We start from the raw sequence: 22,602 nt of genomic DNA, 5'->3' as shown, positions 1-22,602 counted from the left end.
TCCCGGACAGCCGCATGACCGACAGTTTCGTCACCCAGTGCCCGCATTGCCAGACCAGCTTTCGCGTCACCCATCACCAGTTGAGCGTGGCCCGCGGCGTGGTGCGCTGCGGCCAATGCCTGCAGGTGTTCAACGCGGCGAAGCAACTGCTGGAGCAGAACCGCGCCACGGCTGGCGAAGGCGACATTCGTGCGCCGGTGCCGGCAGTCGAGCCGGCCGTGCCAGCGCCCGCAGCCGTGCAACCGGAGGCCGCCCCGCCGGCACCGAGCGAGGACAACTGGACGGTCACGGCCGAGGAACTGGACGCCCTCGACCTCGACCAGGAGCTGGCGCGCCTTGAACGGCGCAGCCCGGGTGATCGACGCGCAGCCCCGGCCAAGGGCATGCTCCAGGCCCGCCGCGACGATCAGCTCGGTGATGGGCCTGGCGATGAACCGTTCGGCACGGCCACTGACGGCGACCGTGAGCCGGCGCAGGAGCGCGAGGACGCACCGATGCTGGTCGAGCAGGAGTCGCTGGACCTGGCGCCGGCCGACGACGAGCGCACCGAGCCTACCCTCGGCGCGACCAGCCTCGATCTGGACGATGAACCACCAGTGCGCGATCGGCCACTCGACGACGACCTCGACGAACCCTCGCGGCAGCTGCCCAGCCATGACGAACCCTTGCCGGAAAAGGGCCTTTCGGCGCTCGACGACGAGGTGCACGGCGCGCCGTTCTCGGCCCGCGACGATGACCCCGACGAACATCCCGGGCAGCGCCTGGAACCGAGCCTGGCCGCCAAGCCCGAGCGCTCGCGCAAGGAGCCGTTGGTCGACGTGGTCGACGACCCGTTGCAGCTGGGCTGGGAAAAGCCAACCCCGAACTGGGGCAAGCGCCTGTTGTGGGGTCTCCTGACCCTGCTGGCCGCGGGCTTGCTGGCATTCCAGTACATCTGGTTCCACTTCGACGAAATGGCCCGCCAGGACCAGTATCGCCCCTGGTTCCAACAGCTGTGTCCGATGCTCGGCTGCCAGGTGCCGACCCGCGTCGACATCTCGCGGATCAAGAGCAGCAACCTGGTGGTGCGCAGCCACCCGGACTTCAAAGGGGCGCTGATCGTCGACGCGATCATCTACAACCGTGCGCCCTTCGCCCAGCCCTTCCCGCTGCTCGAGCTGCGCTTCGCCGACCTCAACGGCCAGTTGATCGCCAGCCGGCGCTTCAAGCCCAGCGAGTACCTGTCGGGCGAACTGGCCGGGCGCGGCGAGATGCCCAGCCAGACGCCGATCCACATCGCCCTGGACATCCTCGACCCTGGGCCGAAGGCGGTGAACTACAGCCTGAGCTTCCGTTCGCCGGAATAAGCGACAGGCGGCACGCTTCAAGCCGCAGGTAAAAGCCTGTCTGCAGGCCTCTTGCAGCTTGAAGCTCGCCACTTGGCACTGGGTGTCATAACGCCGCAACTGTTCAGATTTTATCCAGATTCATCTTTATCCGGTCATCGAGAGCGGGTATCATGCCATCCCTTTTTCGAACTCCAATGATTCGGCCCCACAACAGGGAACACCTATGTCGGCGGTACGCATCGGCCCTTACACACTGCAGAACAACCTGATCCTGGCCCCCATGGCCGGCGTCACGGACCAACCTTTCCGAACGCTGTGCAAACGCCTTGGCGCGGGCATGGTGGTGTCGGAGATGGTTTCCAGCGACATGCGCCTGTGGAACAGCCGCAAGTCGAGCCTGCGCCGCATCCACGAAGGTGATCCCGAGCCACGCTCGGTGCAGATCGCCGGTGGCGACGCGCAGATGATGGCCGAGGCGGCCCGGGCCAACGTCGAGGCCGGCGCGCAGATCATCGATATCAACATGGGCTGCCCGGCGAAAAAAGTCTGCAACAAGGCCGCAGGCTCTGCTTTATTGAGAGATGAAGCCTTGGTCACCGAAATCCTCCATGCCGTCGTCGGCGCCGTGGACGTACCGGTGACGCTGAAGATCCGCACCGGCTGGGACCGGGCGAGCAAGAACGGCCTGAACGTGGCGAAGATCGCCGAACAGGCCGGCATCCAGGCGCTGGCGGTGCATGGCCGCACACGCGCCGACCTGTACACCGGTGACGCCGAGTACGACACCATCGCCGCGATCAAGCAGGCGGTGTCGATCCCGGTATTTGCCAACGGCGACATCACCTCGCCGGAAAAGGCCCGGGCGGTGCTGCATGCCACCGGCGCCGACGGCCTGCTGATCGGCCGTGCCGCCCAGGGGCGGCCGTGGATTTTCCGCGAGGTCGAGCATTACCTGCGCACGGGCGAGCACCTCCCCGCCCCGGCGCTGGACGAAGTAGAACGCATTCTGCTGGAGCACCTGGCCGCGCTGCATGCCTTCTATGGCGATGTGATGGGCGTGCGGATCGCCCGCAAGCACGTTGGCTGGTACCTGGCAACCCGACCTGGCGGCAAGGAGTTCCGCAGCCAGTTCAACGCTTTGCAAGACACACAAGCGCAGTGCGCCAACGTTCAGGCGTTTTTCGCCGAACGTCGACAGAGCCTTGGGACAGAGGACGAACAAGGGGTGGCCGCATGACGATGATGACCGAGACATTAGTGAGTGGAACAACGCCCGTGAGCGACAACGCCAACCTCAAGCAGCACCTGAACACGCCGAGCGAAGAGGGCCAGACCCTGCGCGACAGCGTCGAGAAGGCACTGCACAACTACTTCGCCCACCTGGAAGGCGCTACCGTCACGGACGTGTACAACCTGGTGCTCTCGGAAGTCGAGGCGCCCCTGCTCGAATGCGTGATGAACTACGTCAAGGGCAACCAGACCAAGGCCAGCGAGATGCTCGGGCTCAACCGAGGCACGCTGCGCAAGAAGCTCAAGCAGTACGATCTGTTGTAAGGCCAGAACCCCAACCAAAAAGGCGCTCATGCAAAGAGGCGCCTTTTTTGCTGACTCCACCGCGTTATGGAATCTGAAATGACCGACCAGACTACCCGCCTGCCGATCCGCCGCGCCCTGATCAGCGTCTCCGACAAGACCGGTATCCTCGAATTCGCCCGTGAGCTGCAGCAGCTCGGTGTCGAGATCCTGTCCACCGGCGGCACCTACAAGCTGCTCAAGGACAATGGCGTGAACGCGGTGGAAGTGGCCGACTACACCGGCTTCGCCGAAATGATGGACGGCCGGGTCAAGACCCTGCATCCGAAGATCCACGGCGGCATCCTGGGCCGTCGCGGCACCGACGACGCCATCATGAACGAGCATGGCATCAAGCCGATCGACCTGGTCGCGGTCAACCTGTACCCGTTCGAAGCCACCATCAGCAAGCCGGGCTGCGACCTGCCGACCGCCATCGAGAACATCGACATCGGCGGCCCGACCATGGTCCGTTCCGCGGCGAAGAACCACAAGGACGTGGCCATCGTGGTCAACGCCAGCGATTACGCCGGCATTGTCGAAGGCCTGAAAGCCGGCGGCCTGACCTACGCCCAGCGCTTCGACCTGATGCTCAAGGCCTTCGAGCACACCGCCGCCTACGACGGCATGATCGCCAACTACATGGGTACCATCGACCAGGCCAAGGACACCCTGTCCACCGAAGACCGCAGCGAGTTCCCGCGCACCTTCAACAGCCAGTTCGTCAAGGCCCAGGAAATGCGCTACGGCGAGAACCCGCACCAGAGCGCGGCGTTCTACGTCGAGGCCAAGAAAGGCGAAGCCAGCATCTCCACCGCCATCCAGCTGCAAGGCAAGGAGCTTTCGTTCAACAACGTGGCCGACACCGACGCCGCGCTGGAGTGCGTGAAGAGCTTCGTAAAGCCGGCCTGCGTCATCGTCAAGCACGCCAACCCGTGCGGCGTGGCCGTGGTGCCTGAAGACGAAGGCGGTATCCGCAAGGCCTACGACCTGGCCTACGCCACCGACACCGAGTCGGCGTTCGGCGGCATCATCGCCTTCAACCGCGAGCTGGATGGCGAAACCGCCAAAGCCATCGTCGAGCGCCAGTTCGTCGAAGTGATCATCGCCCCGAAAATCTCCCAGGCCGCCCGCGAAGTCGTGGCCGCCAAGCAGAACGTGCGTCTGCTGGAGTGCGGCGAGTGGCCAGCCGAGCGCGCCGCCGGTTGGGACTTCAAGCGCGTCAACGGTGGCCTGCTGGTGCAGAGCCGCGATATCGGCATGATCACTGCCGACGACCTGAAGATCGTCACCAAGCGTGCGCCGACCGAGCAGGAAATCCACGACCTGGTGTTTGCCTGGAAAGTGGCCAAGTTCGTCAAGTCCAATGCCATCGTCTACGCCAAGCAGCGCCAGACCATCGGCGTCGGCGCCGGCCAGATGAGCCGCGTCAACTCCGCGCGCATCGCCGCGATCAAGGCCGAGCATGCCGGTCTGCAAGTGCAGGGCGCGGTAATGGCCTCGGATGCGTTCTTCCCGTTCCGTGATGGCATCGACAACGCGGCTAAAGTGGGTATCAGCGCCGTGATCCAGCCAGGTGGTTCGATGCGCGATGCCGAAGTCATCGCCGCCGCCGACGAGGCCGGTATCGCCATGGTATTCACCGGCATGCGCCACTTCCGCCACTGATTATGGCAATCGGCCGCACTGAAGCAGGCATCTGCTGCGTTGGGGCCGGTTCCGCTGATGCTCATTGCCATAAGGCAACTGCGCTCATCGGAACCGTCCCCGCCTTGCATCTACCTGTTTCATTGCGACCTCGTACAGCGAGGGGCGCTGCCTCTCGTTCGACAGATTTCGAGGTTTTGACATGAAAGTTTTGATCATCGGCAGCGGCGGTCGTGAACACGCCCTGGCCTGGAAAGTCGCCCAGGACCCACGGGTCGAGAAAATCTTCGTGGCGCCGGGTAACGCCGGCACCGCCAGCGAAGCCAAGTGCGAGAACGTCGCCATTGACGTCACTGCCCTGGAGCAACTGGCCGACTTCGCCGAGAAGAACGTCGACCTGACCATTGTCGGCCCGGAAGCGCCGCTGGTCATCGGTGTCGTGGACCTGTTCCGCAGCCGTGGCCTGGACTGCTTCGGCCCGACCAAGGGCGCGGCCCAGCTGGAAGGCTCCAAGGCCTTCACCAAGGACTTCCTGGCCCGCCACAAGATCCCGACTGCCGACTACCAGAACTTCACCGAGATCGAGCCGGCCCTGGCCTACCTGCGTGCGAAAGGCGCGCCGATCGTGATCAAGGCCGACGGCCTGGCTGCAGGCAAGGGTGTGATCGTCGCCATGACCCTGCAGGAAGCCGAAGACGCCGTGCGCGACATGCTTGCCGGCAACGCCTTCGGTGAAGCCGGTTCGCGCGTGGTGATCGAAGAGTTCCTCGACGGCGAGGAAGCCAGCTTCATCGTCATGGTCGATGGCCACAACGTGCTGCCAATGGCCACCAGCCAGGATCACAAGCGTGTCGGCAACCAGGACACCGGCCCGAACACCGGCGGCATGGGTGCCTACTCCCCAGCGCCAGTGGTCACCGCCGACGTGCACCAGCGCGTGATGGACCAGGTGATCTGGCCAACCGTGCGCGGCATGGCCGAGGAAGGCAACGTCTACACCGGCTTCCTGTATGCCGGCCTGATGATCGACAAGGCGGGCAACCCCAAGGTCATCGAGTTCAACTGCCGCTTCGGCGACCCGGAAACCCAGCCGGTCATGCTGCGCCTGGAGTCGAGCCTGGTGCTGCTGATCGAAGCAGCCTTTGCCAAGGCCCTGGACAAGGTCGAAGCGCAATGGGACCCGCGCCCGAGCCTGGGCGTGGTGCTGGCCGCCGGTGGTTACCCGGGCGACTACGCCAAGGGCGCCGCGATCAGCGGCCTGGACGCCGCCGCCAAGCTGGAAGGCAAGGTGTTCCACGCCGGCACCGCACTGAAGGACGGCCAGGTGGTCACCGCCGGTGGCCGCGTGCTGTGCGCCACCGCCATGGGCGACACCGTCGAAGCCGCCCAGCAGCAGGCCTACCGCCTGGCCGAGCAGGTCAAGTGGGACGCCAGCTTCTACCGCAACGACATCGGCTACCGGGCCATCGCCCGCGAGCGCGGTGAGCAGCAGTAAAAGTGCAGCCAACGGTCGTGGTGCTCCCGGCGCACGGCCTTCGGCTCGTCGTCAAGGCCCCGCCGGGGCCTTGCCTTCGCCTTGGCGCGCCGCGCATAGTGGTTATCCGGCACATTAGCTAAGAAGGGATTTCGTCGTGCGTCGGCTTCGGATTGCCATAGCCCTGTTCGTCAGTCTGACGACCCTGCTCTGCCTGCTCCCGGCGCACGCCGAACAGGCCGCGGGCTGGTCGGCGCTGCTCGATGAACAGGCCAACCTGCAGCTGTCCGACGTGCGCTCCGAACGCTACCGCAACCAGTTCAGCCCATTGGCCCTCGAAGAACTGGATGCCGCCCTCCCCGACCAGGCCCTGTGGTTGCACTACCGTCTGGATCCGAGCGACCAGGAACAACTGGTTCGTATTTTCGCCCCCGACCTGTCACGCCTGGACCTCTACGCCCTGGAAGGCGGCAAACTGCTGCGCCAGTTGCACCATGGCCGGCAGGGCGACGGCCTCAGCCCCACCCTGCGCGGCAGGGACCACGTGCTGCCACTGCCGCACAGTAACCAACCGCTGGATATCTACCTGCGGCTGGTTTCCGAACACCAACTGCGCCCGGCCATCACTGTCGAGACCACCGCCCACGCCGCCGCCGACCAGCGCCAGTCGTTGCTGTTCGGCCTGTTGTTCGGTGGCCTGGTGATGCTGATCCTGCACAACCTGATCCGTTTTGCCTACACGCGTTCCAGTACCACGCTGGTGCTGGCGCTGTACCACGGCCTGATGTTGCTCAGCGCGCTGATCCTGCTAAACCTCAGCGGGCCCTGGTGGCACCTGTGGCACAGCGCGCAGACCCCGGCGGCCTACCTGACGCTGGTGCTGGCAGGCCTGGCCGGGTTGTATTTCACCCTGCACTTCTTCTCCCCCTGCAGTTCGGCGCGGCTCAACCGCCTGCTGCACCTGGAGATGCTGGTGGCCGCCGTCAGCGGCCTGGTGCTGCTGTTCGTCGACACCCTGCCGCTGAACCTGATGACCTACGCTTTGCTCGCCCTGGGCAGCGTGAGCATGCTGCTGGTCAGCGGCTATCACTGGTACAAGGGCTACGGCCCGGCGCGCCTGTTCGCCGTGGCGATGCTGGTGTTCAACCTCGGCGGCCTGGTGCTGCTGCCGGCCCTGCTGGGCCTCACCCGCACCTCCACGCCCTGGTTGCTGTGCATCCTCATGGCGCTGACCGTGGTCAGCGGCCTGCTGCTCAACCTGGCAGTCAGCGAGCGCCTGCGCCGGATCAGCGAGGAGCGCTTTCGCGCCAGCCGCGCCCTGGCCGCCAGCGATGCCGAGATCAACGCCAAGGCCGAGTTCCTGGCCAAGATCAGCCATGAGATCCGCACCCCCATGAACGGCGTGCTGGGCATGACCGAGTTGCTGCTGGGCACGCCGCTGTCGGTCAAGCAGCGCGACTATGTGCAGACCATCCACAGCGCCGGCAACGAACTGCTCACCCTGATCAACGAAATCCTCGACATCTCCAAGCTCGAGTCGCGGCAGATCGAGCTGGACGACGTGCAGTTCGACCTCAATGCCCTGATCGAGGACTGCCTGAACATCTTCCGAGCCAAGGCCGAACAGCAGAACATCGAGCTGATCAGTTTCACCCAGCCCCAGGTGCCCCGGGTCGTCAGCGGCGATCCGACACGCCTGCGCCAGGCCTTGTCGAGTCTGCTGGACAACGCCCTGAAGAACACCAGCCAGGGCGAGATCCTGCTGGTGGTGGCCCTAGACCAGCGCGGCGACAGCCCACGCCTGCGCATCGCCGTGCAGGACAGCGGCGAGCCCATGCCGCCGGCCGAGCGTGACGCCTTGCTGCAGGCCGAGCTGCACAGCCGCCACTTCCTCTCCAGCAACAAACTCGGTGGCCACCTTGGCCTGGTGATCGCCAAGCAACTGATCGGCCTGATGCAGGGCGAGTTCGGCATCAAGACCAGCACCAGCATGGGCAACACCCTGTGGCTGACCCTGCCGCTCGACCCGCTGCGCCTGGAGCAGCCGCCCACCGACCTCGACGGCCCGCTGCGCGATGCCCGGGTACTGGTGGTGGACGACAACGACACCTGCCGCAAGGTGCTGGTGCAGCAATGCAGCGCCTGGGGCATGAACGTCAGCGCGGTGCCGTCGGGCAAGGAGGCACTGGCCTTGCTGCGCACCAAGGCGCATCTGCGTGACTATTTCGACGCGGTGCTGCTCGACCAGAACATGCCCGGCATGACCGGCATGCAACTGGCAGCGAAGATCAAGGAAGATCCGAGCCTGAACCACGACATCCTGGTGGTCATGCTCACCGGCATCAGCAATGCGCCGAGCAAGATCATCGCCCGCAACGCCGGGGTCAAGCGTATCCTCGCCAAGCCGGTGGCCGGCTACACGCTCAAGACCACCCTTGCCGAGGAGCTCGCCCTGCGCGGCCGCGAGCAGGCCGCACCGCCACTGCCGGTCGGTACCCCGGTGCCGTTGGACCTGCCCGGCGACTTCCGCATCCTGGTGGCCGAGGACAACAGCATCTCGACCAAGGTCATCCGCGGCATGCTCGGCAAGCTCAACCTCGAACCCGATACCGCCAGCAATGGTGAAGAGGCCTTGCAGGCGATGAAGGCCAAGCACTACGACCTGGTGCTGATGGACTGCGAGATGCCGGTGCTCGATGGTTTCTCCGCCACCCAGCAGCTGCGCGCCTGGGAAAGCGCCAACCAGCGCCCGCGTACCCCGGTGGTGGCATTGACCGCGCACATCCTCAACGAACACAAGGAACGCGCGCGCCTGGCTGGCATGGACGGGCACATGGCCAAGCCGGTGGAGTTGTCGCAGTTGCGCGAGCTGGTGCAGTTCTGGGCGGGGCAGCGCCAGGCGGTGTCCGACGACACCACGCAGATCCTGTAGCAGCGGCTTCAGCCGCGAGGCAGCCACCTCAGAATCGGGCACCCGCTTCGCGGGTGATCGTGGCTGAAGCCGCTGCTACAGGTTCCGTGCTATACAGGTGCCACCCATTCCCGCCGCGGACCCAGCGCCATGCTCCATGAGTTGTTCAGCGTTTACCTGAAAATGCTCGTGCTCTACAGCCCGTTCTTCGTGCTCTCATGTTTCATCGGCCTGACTCGCGGCCACTCCAGCAAGGAACGCAAGCAACTGGCCTGGCGTGTAGCCATTGCCACGCTGGTCGCCAGCGTGCTGCTGTACCTGTTCGGGCGGGTGATCTTCGGGGTATTCGGCATCACCGCCGACGCCTTCCGCATCGGCGCCGGCTCGGTGCTGTTCATCTCCGCGCTGGGCATGGCCCAGGGCAAGTCGGCGGTGCAGACCGACAACGTGCAGCAGGACGTGACCATCGTGCCGCTGACCATTCCGCTCACCGTCGGCCCCGGCACCATCGGTGCGTTGCTGGTGATGGGCGTGGGCCAACCGCACTGGGACGACAAGCTGCTGGCCATCGTCAGCATCGCCCTGGCCAGCTTCACCGTGGGCCTGGTGCTGTACCTCTCGCACCGTATCGAACGGATTCTCGGCGACCAGGGCCTGCAGATCGTCAGCCGCCTGATGGGGCTGTTCGTCTGCGCCCTGGCGGCGCAGATCATCTTCACCGGGATCAAGGGCTACCTGCTGCCCTGACCCCGGCTCCGCTCAGGGCTTGGCGGGGTACCAGCGCGGCGTGTACACCCACTGGCCGCCATCGGCACGGGGGAAGGTGCAGGTGGTCGAGGAGCCGACCAGCACCATGGTGCGCATGTCGACCATCTCCGGCAGCAGCTCGCCCAAGGTCACCACGCGCAGGGTCTGCCCTGGCCGGCCGATATCACGGCCCAGCACCACGGGGGTGCCTGCACCGCGATGGCGGCGTACCACCTCCAGCGCCATACCCAGCTGATGAGGGCGGGCCTTGGAGATCGGGTTGTAGAACGCCAGCACCAGATCCGCCTGGGCCGCCAGGTCGAGGCGCTTCTCGATGATCGACCAGGGTTTGAGGTTGTCCGACAGCGACATCACGCAAAAATCGTGGCCCAGTGGCGCCCCCGCCTGGGCGGCGGTAGCCAGCGAGGCCGAGACGCCAGGCAGGATCTCCAGCTCGACGCGCTGCCAGGCCGGGTCACTGGACTCGTGGAGCGCTTCGAGCACCGCGGCGGCCATGGCGAACACGCCCGGATCGCCCGACGACACTACCACCACCGAACGCCCTTGCGCCGCCAGCTCGAAGGCATGCCGAGCACGCTGCATCTCTTCGCGGTTGTCGGTGCAGTGCAGCACCTGATCGTCGCGGAAGGGGCCGGCCATGCGCACGTAGGTTTCGTAACCCAGCACATCCTGCGCACGCGCCAGCTCCGCCTTGACCGCCGGCACCATCAGCTCGGCGGCACCAGGGCCCAGGCCGATCACGGCCAGGCGACCACGGCGACGGCCAACGCGGTCGATGTCGACAGGTGCTGCGCAAACACCGTGGGCGAGCCCCGCCGACGAACCTACACGCGCTTGCGGCACTGCATCAGCCAGCATCCGCTCCAGGCTTTCGGCGGCCGGGGCGAAGCGCAGGGCAACATTCAGTGCCCGTGCAGCTTCGTGCAGGGCCGGCTCCGCCATCTCGGCTTCGCTCGCCAGCAGGCAGGCCAGCGCGGGCTCGGCGATGTTCGCCCGCAGCAGTTCCTCGCGTACCTGGTGCGCCAGGTCGGCGCTACCGGCCGTGACCGCCACCACCACGCAACGCGCATGGATCAGCAGTTCGTCACGGCTGGCCGGACGCAGTGCGCTGCCCACGTGGATAGTGCGCTGCGCCTCGTCACTGGCGGGCAGCTGGACGTGTTCGAGCCATGGCGCGTCACCTTCGACACGCACCGCCTCGCCCGCCAGCAGGTCGGAGACGAAGCGCTTGCCCTGCTCCAGGTCCGCCAGTGCGTAACCCTCGGGCGGGTTGAGCAGACAGGTGCCGAAGCGCAGTTCGCCACTGGTGGTGATCGCCGCGCTCACACCCAGCGCCTCACCGATCTCTCGGGCCATGATATTGACCCCACCCAGGCCACCGAGCAGCGGCACCACGGCGCTGCCGTCCTCGGCCACCACCAGTACCGGTGGCTCGACGCCTTTTTCGCTCAACAGCGGCGCCAGGGTGCGAATGACGATACCTGCCGCGCACAGGGCGATGATCGGCGTGTCCTGCTGGTACAGCGCACGCAGGGTGTCGCCAAATGCTGCGTAGTATACGTCCGCCCCTTCCACGCGCCCTTCCAGGCCATGGATCAGCGCCTGTGGATAACAGGCCTGGATACGCCGCGCGGTGGCCAGGCTGCCCGGGCCGAGAATGACGATTGCCGGAGCCTTGTTCATCCCTGCCATTTCTCACCCGGCACGATGATCAGCGAGAAGTATGGCGAGGACTGTGGGTCGACCTCGTCCAGCGCGACGATCTTCTGGTTGGCCATCGTCGCCCGCTCCACGTACAGCGCACGGCTATCCATGCCCAGTTCGGCGAGCACCTGGCGCACCTTGGGGAAGTTGCGTCCCAGTTTCATGATCACTGCGGCGTCGGCATCGGCCAGACGGCGCTTGAGTTCCTCATGGGGCAACACGCCGGAAAGCACGGTGAGGGTCTGGTTGCGATACACCAGCGGCGCTCCGAGCACCGAGGCGCCGCCGAGCATCGAGCACACGCCCGGGATCACCTGGGCCTCATAGCGCGAGGCCAGGCGATCATGCAGATACATGTAGGAGCCGTAGAAGAACGGGTCGCCCTCACAGATCACCGCCACGTCACGGCCGGCATCCAGGTGTTCGGCCACCTGCACGCTGGCTTCGTCGTAGAAGTCGCTGATCACCTGTTCATAGGACAGTGGTGCCGGCAGCGCCTCGGTGGTCACCGGATACACCAGGGGCAACAGGGTCTGTTCGGCTTGCAGGTGCGCTTCGATGATGCCGAAGGCGTTGCCGCGCTTGCCCTTGGCGACGAAGTACGCCACCACCGGCGCCTCGCGCAGCAGGCGCAAGGCCTTGACCGTGATCAGTTCGGGGTCGCCCGGGCCCACGCCCAGGCCCAGCAGTCGTCCGCGTGCCTGCATCATTCCACCTCCGTGGCCAGGGCGTTGACCGCGGCGGCGGCCATCGCGCTGCCGCCCAGGCGGCCCTGCATGATCACGAACGGCACGCCGCGGCTGTCGGCGGCGAGCATCGCCTTGGATTCGGCGGCGCCGACGAAGCCAACCGGGAAGCCAAGGATCAACGCCGGCTTCGGTGCGCCGGCATCGAGCATTTCCAGCAGGTAGAACAGCGCGGTCGGCGCGTTGCCGATCACCACCACGCTGCCTTCCAGATGCGGGCGCCACAGCTCCAGGGCCACGGCGGAACGGGTGTTGCCTTCAGCCTTGGCCAGGTCCGGCACGCTCGGGTCACGCAGGGTGCAGATCACCGGGTTGTTGGCCGGCAGACGGGCGCGGGTGATGCCTTCGGCGACCATGTGCGCGTCGCAGAGGATCGGCGCGCCCTTGGCCAGGGCCTCGCGGCCTGCACTGCCGGCGCCTTCGGAGAACTGCAGGCCATCGATGGCTTCGACCATGCCGCAGGCATGGATCACGCGCACGGCGAGCTTTTCAAGATCGGCGGGGATCCGCTCGAGCCGGGCTTCCTCGCGGATGATGCGGAAGGAATTGCGATAGATCTCCTGACCATCGCGGATGTAGTCAATCATCAAGGTGCTCCGTCGGCAGGTCGAGCATGGCGCCTGCTTCTTCTGGGGTGAGGTCGGCGCCGCGCAGCCTGCCGAAGCCCGGCTGGCGCGCATCGCGCAAGTAAAGGTCATAGCGGCCCGGGGCGCGGGCCAGCAGGGTGGCCGGGGCCGTATGGGCCATGGCGCAGGAACGTGGGCAGGCGCACAGGTGCACGCTGCCTGGGGCGCCGTGGTGCAGCAAGCCGGCCAGGGTCACGGCATCGGCCTTGGTGTCGGCCTGGCCCTTGGCGCAGCCGCTGGAGCCGGTGCAGGCGACGACCCGCGCCAGCGGGTGCTCGCTGTGACACAGCAGGCCCAGGGCTGCAAGGTGTTCGCGGGCAGGCTCCACATGGGCCGGGTTCAGGTTGGTCAGTACCAGGCTTTGCCAAGGCGTCAGGCGCAAGCTGCCATCGCCCCATTGGCGGACGACATGGGCGGCGCCGCGCAGCATGGCTGGGGTCAGGCGTCCGAGGGGCGGCGCGACGCCAAGGGCCACGCCCTGGCGCTGGGGCAGCACGCCAAGCCAGGCACTTGTCGTAGCCGGGCGCTGCCAAACCAGCAATGAGGTGTCGATTTTCAGGGGCAGCCCTTCAAGAAAGTGCTCCACCGGGCACACCTGCAGCAATTGACGCATGCGCGACTGCTCGGGCGTCGCCAGGTCGAGGAAGCGCTCCAGCACCGCGCGCACCAACGCCAGCCCCTGCTCCACCGGCACCGCGCCCAGCGCCTGGCTATTCGACAGGCTGCTAGCGAGCCCGAACCGCAACCAGATCCGTCCTTCGCGTTGCATCGCGGACAGCCACAGATCATGGGCGTGCTCGAGCATCGCCAGCGCTTCGCCGCCATCGAGTTGCATGGCGAACTTGGCCGACAGCTTGTGGAGCCTGGGTGTACTTTCCAGCAGGTCAAGAATCTGCCCGGCCAACGGTCGGGTGTCGAACACCATCGCCGGATCGAGCCCGGCCAATGGGCTGACCATGAGGTTGCGCACATCATCACCGGCCGCGTCACGCGGGCCGAGCCCGGCAGCCAGCAGATGCTCGACCAGGCCCCGGTGATCATCACCGATGCCGCGAATCTGCAGATTGGCTCGGTTGGTCGCCTCGATCACGCCTCCGGCAAAACGCTCGGCGGCGTCGGCCACGGCATCGGCCTGGTCGGCCAGCAGCAGGCCACCGGGCAGCTTGATCCGGCAGATGCCGCCATCGCGCGCGGCGACGATGCGCCACAACCCCGGGCAGGCCGAGGGACGGGGCGAAACTTCGGGGGGCAGGGGCGGCGTCAAGGGGGCATCCGGCAATCGTGAAAGTGCGCTTCAGTGTAGAAGGCGCGGTATTATGCCTGCTTTGTCCGGCGGCATGAAAAACCGGTGGTCGAACGCTCCGCGATCAATAAACGGTATGAGGAACAGATGGCCCCCTGGCTGACAGTAATAGGCATCGGCGAAGACGGCTTCAGCGGCCTGGGCAAACAGGCCCGGCGCGCCCTGCTATCGGCCACGCGAATCATCGGTGCCCCGCGCCAGCTGGCCCTGTTGCCCCGCTGTGTGACCGCCGAGCAACTGCACTGGCCCAGCCCCTTCTCCCTGGCCCCGGTCCTGGCCCTGCGCGGTGAGCCGGTATGCGTATTGGCCAGCGGCGACCCGATGTTTTACGGCGTCGGCGCCAGCCTGGCGCGCCAGCTGCCCGCCGAGGAACTGCAGGTACTGCCGCTGCCCTCCTCCTGCGCCCTGGCCGCCGCCCGCCTGGGCTGGCCGCTGCAGGACGTGCAGGTGGTCTCGGTGGTCGCCCGCCCGCTGGCGGCGCTCAATGCCCACCTGTACAGCGGCATGCGCCTGCTGGTGCTGAGCAACGACGAAGGCAGCCCGGCGGCCATTGCCGCGCAGCTGCGCGAACGTGGCTTCGGCCCCAGCCGTCTCCAGGTGTTCGAACACCTCGGCGGCCCACAGGAACGAACGCTGAGCGGCACCGCCAACGATTGGCCACATACCGACATCGCCCCGCTCAACCTGGTCGCCATCGAATGCCAGGCCTCGCCTGATACCCCGCGCCTGCCTCGCGTGGCCGGCCTGCCTGACAGCGCCTTCCGTCACGACGGCCAGCTGACCAAGCGCGACGTGCGAGCGATTACCCTGGCCCGCCTGGCACCGCAACCGGGCGAACTGCTGTGGGACGTAGGCGCCGGTTGCGGCTCCATCGGCATCGAATGGATGCGCGCCCACCCCAGCTGCCGCACCCTTGCGATCGAGGCGGACGAAGGCCGCCAGGGCTACATCGAACACAACCGCGACACCCTCGGCGTGCCCGGCCTGCAATTGATCCGCGGCAAGGCACCCGAAGCGTTGGCCGGGCTGGAACGTCCGGACGCGATCTTCATCGGCGGCGGCGTCACCCGCGAAGGCGTGCTCGACCTGTGCTGGGAGCGCCTGCTGCCGGGCGGGCGCCTGGTTGCCAACGCTGTCACGCTGCAAAGCGAGGTCGCCCTGGGGCAATTTCGCGACCAGCATGGCGGCGAGCTGACCCGTATCCATATCGCCCACACCCAGCCGCTGGGCAGTTTCGACACCTGGCGCCAGGCCCTGCCGATCACTTTGCTCGACGTGGTGAAACCTGTCGATGCGTGAAGAAACCCGCGAACAGCCCGCGCCCCTGCGCAGCGGCCTGACCACCGGCAGCTGCGCCACCGCCACCAGCCTGGCGGCGGCGCGCCTGCTGCTGACCGGGCAGCACAACGACGCGGTGCACATCACCCTGCCCAAGGGCAAGGTGGTGGAGATGCGCCTGGAGTTCTGCCATCTCAACGGCGAGACCGCCGAAGCCGGCACCCTGAAAGATGCCGGCGACGACCCCGATGTCACCCATGGCGCCCTGCTCTACAGCCAGGTGCGCCTGCTGGCCGAGCCCGGCATTCGCTTTGTCGCCGGGCAAGGCGTAGGGACCGTGACCCGCCCGGGCCTGGTGCTGGGCGTCGGCGAGCCGGCGATCAACCCGGTACCGCGCAGGATGATCGGCGACCACCTGCAACAGTTGGCCAGCGAATGCGGCTATGGCGGCGGTTTCGAAGTCACGGTCAATGTCCAGGGCGGCGAGTCGCTGGCGCTGAAGACCATGAACCCACGCCTGGGCATCCTCGGCGGGCTGTCGATCCTCGGTACCAGCGGCATCGTCCGGCCGTTTTCCTGCTCGGCCTACATCGCCTCGATCCACCAGGGCATCGACGTCGCTCACACCAACGGCTACACGCATATCGCCGCCTGCACCGGCAACGCCAGCGAAGACACCATGCGCCGGGTCTACAACCTGCCGGAGATCGCCCTGATCGAGATGGGCGACTTCGTCGGCGCCGTGCTCAAGCACCTGCGCAAGGTGCCGGTGCCGCGCCTCACGCTATGCGGTGGCTTCGGCAAGATCAGCAAGCTGGCGGCCGGGCACATGGACCTGCACAGCCGCCATTCGAGCATCGACCTGCCGCAGCTGGCGGGCTGGGCGGCGGCCATTGGCGCCGATACCACCCTGCAACAGGCCATCGTCAGCGCCAACACCAGCCAGCAAGCGCTGGCCCTGGCCCATGCCGCCGGTATCGCCCTGGGCAACGAGGTCTGCCGTCACGCCCTGCTCTTCACCCGCAGCGTGGTGCCTGCCCAGGTGCAGGTCGAAGTGTTCGCCATCGATCGCCAGGGCGGCATCGTCGGCAAGGCGGGCGTGGCATGAACGGGCGGATCCTGCTGCTGGGCGGTGTCACCGAGGCCCTGGTCATCGCTCGCCAGTTGGGGCCGCAGCATGTCTACAGCCTCGCCGGCATCGGCCGTATTCCCCAGGACCTGGCCTGCCAGGTGCGGGTCGGCGGCTATGGCGGCGCCGAAGGCCTGGCCGAGTACCTGCGCGCCGAAGGCATCGACCTGCTAATCGACGCCACCCATCCCTATGCCGCGCAGATCAGCCGCAACGCCGCCCTCGCCGCACGCAGCGCTGGCATTCCCTGCTGGGCCCTGCGCCGCCCGGCGTGGCAGGCGCAGCCCGGCGATGACTGGCGCGAAGTCGAGGACTGGGCCGGGTTGATCGAGGCACTGGCCCCGTTCGAGCGCCCCTTGTTCACCCTTGGCCGCGAACCCCTGCAACATCTGGACGAAATCCCCCCACACCAGTTCTGGACCCTGCGCGCCCTCGAAGCGTGTCCCGACAATGAACGCTGTGAAGTGATCGGTGCGCGCGGACCATTCCTCATCGACGATGAGCGTGCCCTGTTCGAACGTCGACGGATCGACGTGCTGGTGAGCAAGAACAGTGGCAGCACGGCCACCGAGCCGAAGCTGGAAGTGGCAAGGGAGCGCGGGATTCCAGTGCTGGTGCTCAAGCGGCCGGTGCTGCCGGAAGTGGATCGAACTTTCCCTGATCCGAAACGGCTATTTGAGGCTCTGAGCTTCCGTCCGGAATAACCCGGCATCTTCCGAAACACATTGACGCTTTCATCGCTCCACAAGATTAAGCAAGGTGTAGCCCTTCCCAGGTACTTCGAATGGAGCCACCTCATGCCAGATACGCCCAAACGCCCCCCAAACACAGCTTATGAAAATGCGCCCCCTGTCCTCGAAAGCGATTGGGACACCTGGTTTGCAAATGACGGTGTAACCAGCGACTTCGTCATTCAGCGCGAACAGCTGGCCGATCAGCGTCGCGACACACTCTCCAGCAGAGCTTGTTAGGACAGGTAAATGGCCCTGTGCCTTTATCCTGCCGTACAATCACCTTCCCTCTTCTGGAAGGCTCCACCCATATGGAAATGCAATGGTGGATCTGGCTCGTCTTCGGCGTGGCCCTGATCCTGCTGGAACTGGTGCTCCCCACCTTCTTCATTCTCTGGTTCGGCATCGGTGCCGTGCTGGTGTCGTTCATTTCGCTGCTTGCTCCCGGCCTGCAACTCGATATGCAGGGCCTGCTGTGGGTGGTGCTCTCATCGATCACCACCGCCCTCTGGTTCAAGGTGTTCCGGCGCAAGAAGCCGGACGTGCGCTGGACCGCCGACAGCGTGATCGGCGAAGTCGGCCTGCTGACCAGCGCCGTGTCGCAGTTCCAGAAAGGCCGCGTGCGCTTCCAGAAGCCGATCCTCGGCAACGAGGAATGGACCTGCGTTGCCGACAGCGACATCCCCGCCGGCGAGCGTGTGCGCCTGGCCGCCATCGAAGGCAACACCGCCCGGGTCACCCGGGCCTGAATCTGCACTAAAAGGAAGTTCGCAAGCATGACCAGCCTCATCGTCGTCGCCACCCTCGCTGTATTCGTCCTGATCACCGTGTTCAAGGGCGTGCGCATCGTGCCCCAGGGCGAGGAATGGATCGTCGAACGCCTGGGCCGCTACCACAGCACCCTCAAGCCCGGCCTGAACATCGTCATTCCGTACATGGACGTGGTCGCCTACCGCCTGCCGACCAAGGACATCATCCTCGACGTGCAGCAGCAGGAAATCATCACCAAGGACAACGCGGTGATCGTCGCCAACGCCCTGTGCTTCGCCAAGGTGGTCGACCCACAGAAAGCCTCTTACGGCGTGCAAAACTTCTCGTTCGCCGTCACCAGCCTGACCATGACCTCGCTGCGCGCCATCGTCGGCGCCATGGACCTGGACGAGGCGCTGTCCAGCCGCGAGCAGATCAAGGCGCGCCTGCGCGAGGCGATGTCCGAGCAGACCGAAGACTGGGGCGTGACCGTGCGCTCGGTGGAGATCCAGGACATCAAGCCATCGCCGAGCATGCAGACCGCCATGGAACGCCAGGCGGCCGCCGAGCGTGAACGTAAAGCCGACGTGACCCGCGCCGAGGGCAACAAGCAGGCGGCGATCCTCGAGGCCGAAGCGCGCCTGCAGGCGGCCAAGCTGGATGCCGAGGCCCAGGTGAACCTGGCCGAGGCGTCGGCGCGGGCGATCACCCTGGTCAAGGAAGCGGTGGGCAGCGAGACCGTGCCGGCCATGTACCTGCTGGGTGAGCGTTACATTGGCGCGATGGAGAACCTGGCGGCCAGCGACAATTCGAAAGTCGTGGTGCTGCCGGCTGACCTGCAGGAAACCGTGCGCGGCCTGATGGGGCGCGGCAAAGCTTGATATCGTCGGGGGCGCTTTGCGCCCCTTTTCGCCGCGGTTCGTCGTCACGACAAGCCGGCTCCCACAGGGTTGCCGCAACACCTGTGGGAGCTGGCTTGCCAGCGAAAGGGCTGCAAAGCAGCCCCAGGTGCGGCACTTCACCGCACCCCGGCTTTTTTACCTATACTCCGCCGTACAATAGCCATCACGATTCCTGACCGGATCTCTCCATGCCCCCACGTCGGCACATTGCCTGGATAGCCTGCCTTGCAGTGCTGTTCAACCTGCTGGCCATGCCGCTGTCTTCGGCCGCGCCCAAGGGCCCGGCCGAGCAGCTGCTGTGGGGGGCTTTCTGCTCCAGCATGGCCAACAAGGCCAAGGTCGATGTCCAGGCCCTGGCCAAGATCGACCTGGGGCCGCAAAGCGACGACAGCGCCAGCATGATGAACTGCTGGTGCTGCCTGGGCGCGGCGCCACTGCTGGCCTTGCCCAGCTACCCGCCACAGTTGCACAACCCGCCGCTTCTGATCGCCGGGCACCTGCCGCACCTCGCCGACTACCAACTCACGCCGCGCCAGCTCTGGCCCGCGCTCAATCCCCGTGCCTCTCCGCTGGTCTGAGTTCACTACGCTGTCCTTCAGAACCTGAACAGACCGGAGACTCACCCATGCTCAAGCAAGCCCTCGTCCTGGCCGCCCTGCTGCTGCCCGGCGCCTACGCCAACGCCCACGAGTACAACGTCGGCGACCTGCACATCGCCCACCCCTGGTCGCTGGAGCTGCCGCCGAACGCGCCCAACGTCGCCGCCTACTTTGTCGTGCACAACAACGGCAAGGCCGATGACCGCCTGCTTTCGGTGAAAAGCCCCGTCAGCGACGACGCCCAGTTGCATGAGCATGTGATGAGCGCCGCCGGCGCCATGAAGATGCAACATGTGCCCAGCGTGTTGGTCCCGGCCGGCAAGGATGTGGTGTTCGCCCCCAGCGCCTACCACGTGATGATCATGCAGCCCAAGGACCGCAGCCTGCTCACCGACGGCAAGCGCTTCCCGCTGACACTGCACTTCGAGAAAGCCGGTGACGTCACGGTCGACGTCGCGGTGCAGAAGCAGCCGCCGGCCGAGCAGGCTGCAGCGCACGAACACACGCACTGACCGACTGACAGGCGCTCGCCATGAGCCTGCCGCGCTACAGCTCCGCCCGCAGCACCCGCCCTGATCGCAGGCGCGTCGGTGGCGGCTGGCTGAGCCTGTTCGCCATGTGGATGATCTTCATCGGCCCGCTGGTTTCCCAGTCGATGCCGATGGAGCACCACGCCGGCATGGCCATGCCCATGGACATGTCGATGAGCATGCCCATGGCCCACGACGAGCACCATGGCCACGGCAACGATGGCCAGCTGCATGTCATGTGGGAGAAGTGCGGCTACTGCAGCCTGCTGTTCAACTGCCCCGCCCTGCCCCAGACCCTCAGCCCGCTGACAGCGGGCAGCCAGATCCCCCCTGTCCACCTCACCAATGCCACGCGCCAGGGCCATGCCCGGCAGGCTGTATTCCCCGGCGCCCGCAGCCGCGCGCCACCCCGTTCGATCGTCGCCTGAACACAACGCGATAAACGCCCGAAGCCAGGAGGCTTCGCGCTGACTCATGACTGATCGACTGGAATCATTATGTCCGGCTGCACCCCTGTTTTTGCACTTTCCCTGCGTGGGACCATCGCCGTACTGTGCGGCTCGCTGCTCGCGCCACTGGCCTTTGCCGTCGAAACCGGCCATGAAGGCCACATCCACGACACTGCCGAGCTGAGCCCGACGGTGATCACCGCCATCGCCCCGAGCTCGCCGCTGACCGTGGTCACCAACCCCAAGGACCCGCGCCAGCCCGTGCCGGCCAGCGACGGCGGCGACTACCTCAAGACCATCCCCGGTTTCTCGGTGATCCGCGCGGGCGGCACCAATGGCGACCCGGTGCTGCGCGGCATGTTCGGCTCGCGCCTGAACATCCTCACCAACGGCGGCATGATGCTCGGCGCCTGCCCGGGCCGCATGGACGCCCCGACCTCGTACATCTCCCCGGAAACCTACGACCGCCTCACCGTGATCAAGGGCCCGCAAAGCGTGATCTGGGGGCCGGGCGGTTCGGCCGGTACCATACTCTTCGAGCGTGACCCGGAGAAATTCGGCGAGCTCGGCAGCCGGGTCAACGGCAGCGTGCTGGCCGGCTCCAACGGTCGCTTCGACAAAGTGCTAGACGCCGCGGCCGGCAACCAGCTCGGCTATGTGCGCTTCGTCGGCAACCAGTCGCACTCGGACGACTTCGAAGACGGCAACGGCGACACCGTGCCTTCGCGCTGGGACAAGTGGAACGGCGATGTCAGCCTCGGCTGGACCCCGGACGCCGACACCCTGCTCGAGCTGACCGCCGGCAAGGGCGACGGCGAGGCCCGCTCCGCCGGGCGTGGCATGGACGGTTCCCAGTTCAAGCGTGAAAGCCTGGGGCTGCGCTTCGAGAAGTCCAACCTCGGCGAGATGCTCGACAAGGTCGAGGCGCAGGTCTACTACAACTACGCCGACCACGTGATGGACAACTACACCCTGCGCACCCCGTCGGGCAGCGGCATGATGGGCATGCCCATGGTCAGCAACGTCGACCGCCGCACCCTGGGTGCGCGGATCAAGGCCACCTGGCGCTGGGCTGACGTGCAACTGATCAGCGGCATCGATGCGCAGACCAACGAGCACCGCCAGCGTGGCGGCATGGGGGTCAACGCGCACAAGGGCCAGCCTTGGACCAAGGATGCCGACTTCCACAACTACGGCGCCTTCGGCGAGCTCACCTGGTATGCGACCGGCGAGGACCGCCTGATCACCGGCGCCCGCCTGGACCGCGCCTCGGCCCGCGACTTCCGCAAGGGCAGCGCCACCGAGGGCGACACCCGCGCCGACACGCTGCCCAGCGGTTTCGTGCGCTACGAGCACGACCTGGCGGCGATCCCCGCCACCACCTACATCGGCCTCGGTCACACCCAGCGCTTCCCCGACTACTGGGAGCTGTTCTCGCCCAAGCGCCCCCCGGCCGGCTCGGTGAATGCCTTCGACGGCATCAAGCCGGAGAAAACCACCCAGCTCGACTTCGGCATCCAGTATCGCGACGAGCGTCTGGAAGCCTGGGCATCGGGCTATGTTGGCCAGATCCGCGACTACATCCTGTTCGACTACCAACGCAACATGATGGGCAACCTCACCTCCCAGGCGCAGAACATCGACGCCCGCATCATGGGCGGTGAACTGGGCGCGGCCTACAAGCTGACCGAGAACTGGAAGGCCGACGCCACGCTCGCCTACGCTTGGGGCAAGAACAGCAGTGATGGCAAGGCGCTACCGCAAATGCCGCCCTTGGAAAGCCGCCTGGGCCTGACCTACAGCCGCGACACCTGGAGCGTCGGCGCCCTGTGGCGCCTGGTGGCCGAGCAGAACCGCATCGCCCAGAACCAGGGCAACGTGGTCGGCAAGGACTACGACAAAAGTGCCGGCTTCGGCGTGTTCTCGCTCAACGGTGCCTACAAGGTGAACAACAACCTCAAGCTCAGCGCGGGCGTCGACAACCTGTTCGACAAGGCCTACGCCGAGCACCTGAACCTGGCCGGGAACGCCGGGTTCGGCTACCCGGCCAACAGTACCCAGCCGGTGAACGAGCCAGGCAGGACCTTCTGGACCAAGGTCGACTTCAGCTTCTGACAACAACAAACGGGCGCGGGGCCTGACCGCGCCCACACAA

The 22,602-nt window shown here is 66.2% G+C and carries 20 protein-coding genes; 16 read left to right on the top strand and 4 right to left on the bottom strand.

Annotated features, from left to right (window positions below; all coding sequences use genetic code 11):
• Nucleotides 1-14 precede the first annotated feature (14 nt).
• The 7 genes from LOY42_RS03225 (at nucleotide 15) to LOY42_RS03195 (ending at nucleotide 9,679) form a co-directional block, all read left to right on the top strand.
• Entirely contained in the window at nucleotides 15-1,346 is a 1,332-nt protein-coding gene (locus LOY42_RS03225) for a DUF3426 domain-containing protein (protein ID WP_258599784.1), read from the top strand.
• 205 nt (nucleotides 1,347-1,551) lie between these two features.
• Nucleotides 1,552-2,565, top strand: a complete 1,014-nt coding sequence (gene dusB, locus LOY42_RS03220) for a tRNA dihydrouridine synthase DusB (protein ID WP_102683176.1) — start codon at nucleotides 1,552-1,554, stop codon at nucleotides 2,563-2,565.
• Nucleotides 2,562-2,882, top strand: a complete 321-nt coding sequence (gene fis / locus LOY42_RS03215; RefSeq protein WP_011535876.1) for a DNA-binding transcriptional regulator Fis — start codon at nucleotides 2,562-2,564, stop codon at nucleotides 2,880-2,882. The genes dusB and fis overlap by 4 nt, the downstream gene beginning before the upstream one ends.
• A 78-nt stretch (nucleotides 2,883-2,960) precedes the next feature.
• A complete protein-coding gene (purH, locus tag LOY42_RS03210) occupies nucleotides 2,961-4,568 on the top strand; it encodes a bifunctional phosphoribosylaminoimidazolecarboxamide formyltransferase/IMP cyclohydrolase (RefSeq protein ID WP_023630842.1) in 1,608 nt (535 codons plus the stop codon).
• A 181-nt stretch (nucleotides 4,569-4,749) separates the two neighbouring features.
• Complete coding sequence (gene purD, locus LOY42_RS03205) at nucleotides 4,750-6,042, top strand: phosphoribosylamine--glycine ligase (RefSeq protein WP_139673736.1); 1,293 nt, start codon at nucleotides 4,750-4,752, stop codon at nucleotides 6,040-6,042.
• Nucleotides 6,043-6,178: 136 nt separating this feature from the next.
• Nucleotides 6,179-8,953, top strand: a complete 2,775-nt coding sequence (locus LOY42_RS03200; RefSeq protein WP_258599783.1) for a hybrid sensor histidine kinase/response regulator — start codon at nucleotides 6,179-6,181, stop codon at nucleotides 8,951-8,953.
• 129 nt (nucleotides 8,954-9,082) lie between these two features.
• On the top strand, nucleotides 9,083-9,679 hold the full coding sequence (locus tag LOY42_RS03195) for a MarC family protein (RefSeq protein ID WP_023633040.1): 597 nt from the start codon (nucleotides 9,083-9,085) through the stop codon (nucleotides 9,677-9,679).
• Nucleotides 9,680-9,691: 12 nt separating this feature from the next.
• On the opposite strand, the gene cobJ is transcribed toward LOY42_RS03195, so the two are convergent.
• The 4 genes from cobJ to cobG are packed head-to-tail and all read right to left on the bottom strand — an operon-like array spanning nucleotide 9,692 to nucleotide 14,055.
• Nucleotides 9,692-11,392, bottom strand: coding sequence for a precorrin-3B C(17)-methyltransferase (cobJ, locus tag LOY42_RS03190; RefSeq protein WP_214500938.1), 1,701 nt, complete (start codon nucleotides 11,390-11,392; stop codon nucleotides 9,692-9,694).
• Entirely contained in the window at nucleotides 11,380-12,114 is a 735-nt protein-coding gene (locus LOY42_RS03185; protein ID WP_102683173.1) for a precorrin-2 C(20)-methyltransferase, read from the bottom strand. The genes cobJ and LOY42_RS03185 overlap by 13 nt, the downstream gene beginning before the upstream one ends.
• Complete coding sequence (locus tag LOY42_RS03180; RefSeq protein WP_046854044.1) at nucleotides 12,111-12,737, bottom strand: precorrin-8X methylmutase; 627 nt, start codon at nucleotides 12,735-12,737, stop codon at nucleotides 12,111-12,113. The genes LOY42_RS03185 and LOY42_RS03180 overlap by 4 nt, the downstream gene beginning before the upstream one ends.
• A complete protein-coding gene (gene cobG, locus LOY42_RS03175) occupies nucleotides 12,730-14,055 on the bottom strand; it encodes a precorrin-3B synthase (protein WP_139673743.1) in 1,326 nt (441 codons plus the stop codon). The genes LOY42_RS03180 and cobG overlap by 8 nt, the downstream gene beginning before the upstream one ends.
• 111 nt (nucleotides 14,056-14,166) lie before the next feature.
• Here cobG and cbiE point away from each other — a divergent pair, with 111 nt between their 5' ends.
• The 9 genes from cbiE to LOY42_RS03130 all read left to right on the top strand — a co-directional run bounded on the left by cbiE (nucleotide 14,167) and on the right by LOY42_RS03130 (nucleotide 22,562).
• The gene (gene cbiE / locus LOY42_RS03170) at nucleotides 14,167-15,378 is read left to right on the top strand and encodes a precorrin-6y C5,15-methyltransferase (decarboxylating) subunit CbiE (RefSeq protein WP_139673745.1); all 1,212 of its coding nucleotides are present in this window, start codon (nucleotides 14,167-14,169) and stop codon (nucleotides 15,376-15,378) included.
• Nucleotides 15,371-16,465 carry a cobalt-precorrin-5B (C(1))-methyltransferase gene (locus LOY42_RS03165; RefSeq protein WP_139673748.1) on the top strand — a complete coding sequence of 365 codons (1,095 nt, stop codon included), beginning with the start codon at nucleotides 15,371-15,373 and terminating at the stop codon, nucleotides 16,463-16,465. Before cbiE ends, LOY42_RS03165 begins: the two co-directional genes overlap by 8 nt.
• Nucleotides 16,462-17,190 carry a cobalt-precorrin-6A reductase gene (locus LOY42_RS03160; RefSeq protein ID WP_258599777.1) on the top strand — a complete coding sequence of 243 codons (729 nt, stop codon included), beginning with the start codon at nucleotides 16,462-16,464 and terminating at the stop codon, nucleotides 17,188-17,190. The genes LOY42_RS03165 and LOY42_RS03160 overlap by 4 nt, the downstream gene beginning before the upstream one ends.
• A 338-nt stretch (nucleotides 17,191-17,528) precedes the next feature.
• Nucleotides 17,529-17,966 (top strand): NfeD family protein, encoded by a 438-nt coding sequence (locus LOY42_RS03155; RefSeq protein ID WP_102683977.1) that lies wholly within the window; start codon nucleotides 17,529-17,531, stop codon nucleotides 17,964-17,966.
• Nucleotides 17,967-17,993: 27 nt separating this feature from the next.
• Nucleotides 17,994-18,848 (top strand): SPFH domain-containing protein, encoded by an 855-nt coding sequence (locus LOY42_RS03150; protein ID WP_023631114.1) that lies wholly within the window; start codon nucleotides 17,994-17,996, stop codon nucleotides 18,846-18,848.
• A gap of 209 nt (nucleotides 18,849-19,057) precedes the next feature.
• Nucleotides 19,058-19,447, top strand: a complete 390-nt coding sequence (locus LOY42_RS03145; protein ID WP_258599775.1) for a DUF2946 domain-containing protein — start codon at nucleotides 19,058-19,060, stop codon at nucleotides 19,445-19,447.
• 47 nt (nucleotides 19,448-19,494) lie between these two features.
• Nucleotides 19,495-19,980 carry a copper chaperone PCu(A)C gene (locus LOY42_RS03140; RefSeq protein WP_258599773.1) on the top strand — a complete coding sequence of 162 codons (486 nt, stop codon included), beginning with the start codon at nucleotides 19,495-19,497 and terminating at the stop codon, nucleotides 19,978-19,980.
• 20 nt (nucleotides 19,981-20,000) lie between these two features.
• Complete coding sequence (locus LOY42_RS03135; RefSeq protein WP_102683975.1) at nucleotides 20,001-20,426, top strand: DUF2946 domain-containing protein; 426 nt, start codon at nucleotides 20,001-20,003, stop codon at nucleotides 20,424-20,426.
• 69 nt (nucleotides 20,427-20,495) lie between these two features.
• Entirely contained in the window at nucleotides 20,496-22,562 is a 2,067-nt protein-coding gene (locus tag LOY42_RS03130) for a TonB-dependent copper receptor (protein ID WP_258599771.1), read from the top strand.
• Nucleotides 22,563-22,602: the final 40 nt, after the last annotated feature.

This window comes from Pseudomonas sp. B21-023, assembly GCF_024749165.1.
Classification (GTDB): Bacteria; Pseudomonadota; Gammaproteobacteria; order Pseudomonadales; family Pseudomonadaceae; genus Aquipseudomonas.
This window is presented reverse-complemented; position numbering and strand designations above follow the sequence as displayed.

Excerpts from the sequence above, each read along its gene's own strand:
- LOY42_RS03225 (WP_258599784.1), top strand. The coding sequence starts at position 15 with ATGACCGACAGTTTCGTCACCCAGTGCCCGCATTGCCAGACCAGCTTT.
- dusB (WP_102683176.1), top strand. The coding sequence starts at position 1,552 with ATGTCGGCGGTACGCATCGGCCCTTACACACTGCAGAACAACCTGATC.
- fis (WP_011535876.1), top strand. The coding sequence starts at position 2,562 with ATGACGATGATGACCGAGACATTAGTGAGTGGAACAACGCCCGTGAGC.
- purH (WP_023630842.1), top strand. The coding sequence starts at position 2,961 with ATGACCGACCAGACTACCCGCCTGCCGATCCGCCGCGCCCTGATCAGC.
- purD (WP_139673736.1), top strand. The coding sequence starts at position 4,750 with ATGAAAGTTTTGATCATCGGCAGCGGCGGTCGTGAACACGCCCTGGCC.
- LOY42_RS03195 (WP_023633040.1), top strand. The coding sequence starts at position 9,083 with ATGCTCCATGAGTTGTTCAGCGTTTACCTGAAAATGCTCGTGCTCTAC.
- cobJ (WP_214500938.1), bottom strand. The coding sequence starts at position 11,392 with ATGGCAGGGATGAACAAGGCTCCGGCAATCGTCATTCTCGGCCCGGGC.
- LOY42_RS03185 (WP_102683173.1), bottom strand. The coding sequence starts at position 12,114 with ATGATGCAGGCACGCGGACGACTGCTGGGCCTGGGCGTGGGCCCGGGC.
- LOY42_RS03180 (WP_046854044.1), bottom strand. The coding sequence starts at position 12,737 with ATGATTGACTACATCCGCGATGGTCAGGAGATCTATCGCAATTCCTTC.
- cbiE (WP_139673745.1), top strand. The coding sequence starts at position 14,167 with ATGGCCCCCTGGCTGACAGTAATAGGCATCGGCGAAGACGGCTTCAGC.
- LOY42_RS03165 (WP_139673748.1), top strand. The coding sequence starts at position 15,371 with ATGCGTGAAGAAACCCGCGAACAGCCCGCGCCCCTGCGCAGCGGCCTG.
- LOY42_RS03160 (WP_258599777.1), top strand. The coding sequence starts at position 16,462 with ATGAACGGGCGGATCCTGCTGCTGGGCGGTGTCACCGAGGCCCTGGTC.
- LOY42_RS03155 (WP_102683977.1), top strand. The coding sequence starts at position 17,529 with ATGGAAATGCAATGGTGGATCTGGCTCGTCTTCGGCGTGGCCCTGATC.
- LOY42_RS03150 (WP_023631114.1), top strand. The coding sequence starts at position 17,994 with ATGACCAGCCTCATCGTCGTCGCCACCCTCGCTGTATTCGTCCTGATC.
- LOY42_RS03145 (WP_258599775.1), top strand. The coding sequence starts at position 19,058 with ATGCCCCCACGTCGGCACATTGCCTGGATAGCCTGCCTTGCAGTGCTG.
- LOY42_RS03140 (WP_258599773.1), top strand. The coding sequence starts at position 19,495 with ATGCTCAAGCAAGCCCTCGTCCTGGCCGCCCTGCTGCTGCCCGGCGCC.
- LOY42_RS03135 (WP_102683975.1), top strand. The coding sequence starts at position 20,001 with ATGAGCCTGCCGCGCTACAGCTCCGCCCGCAGCACCCGCCCTGATCGC.
- LOY42_RS03130 (WP_258599771.1), top strand. The coding sequence starts at position 20,496 with ATGTCCGGCTGCACCCCTGTTTTTGCACTTTCCCTGCGTGGGACCATC.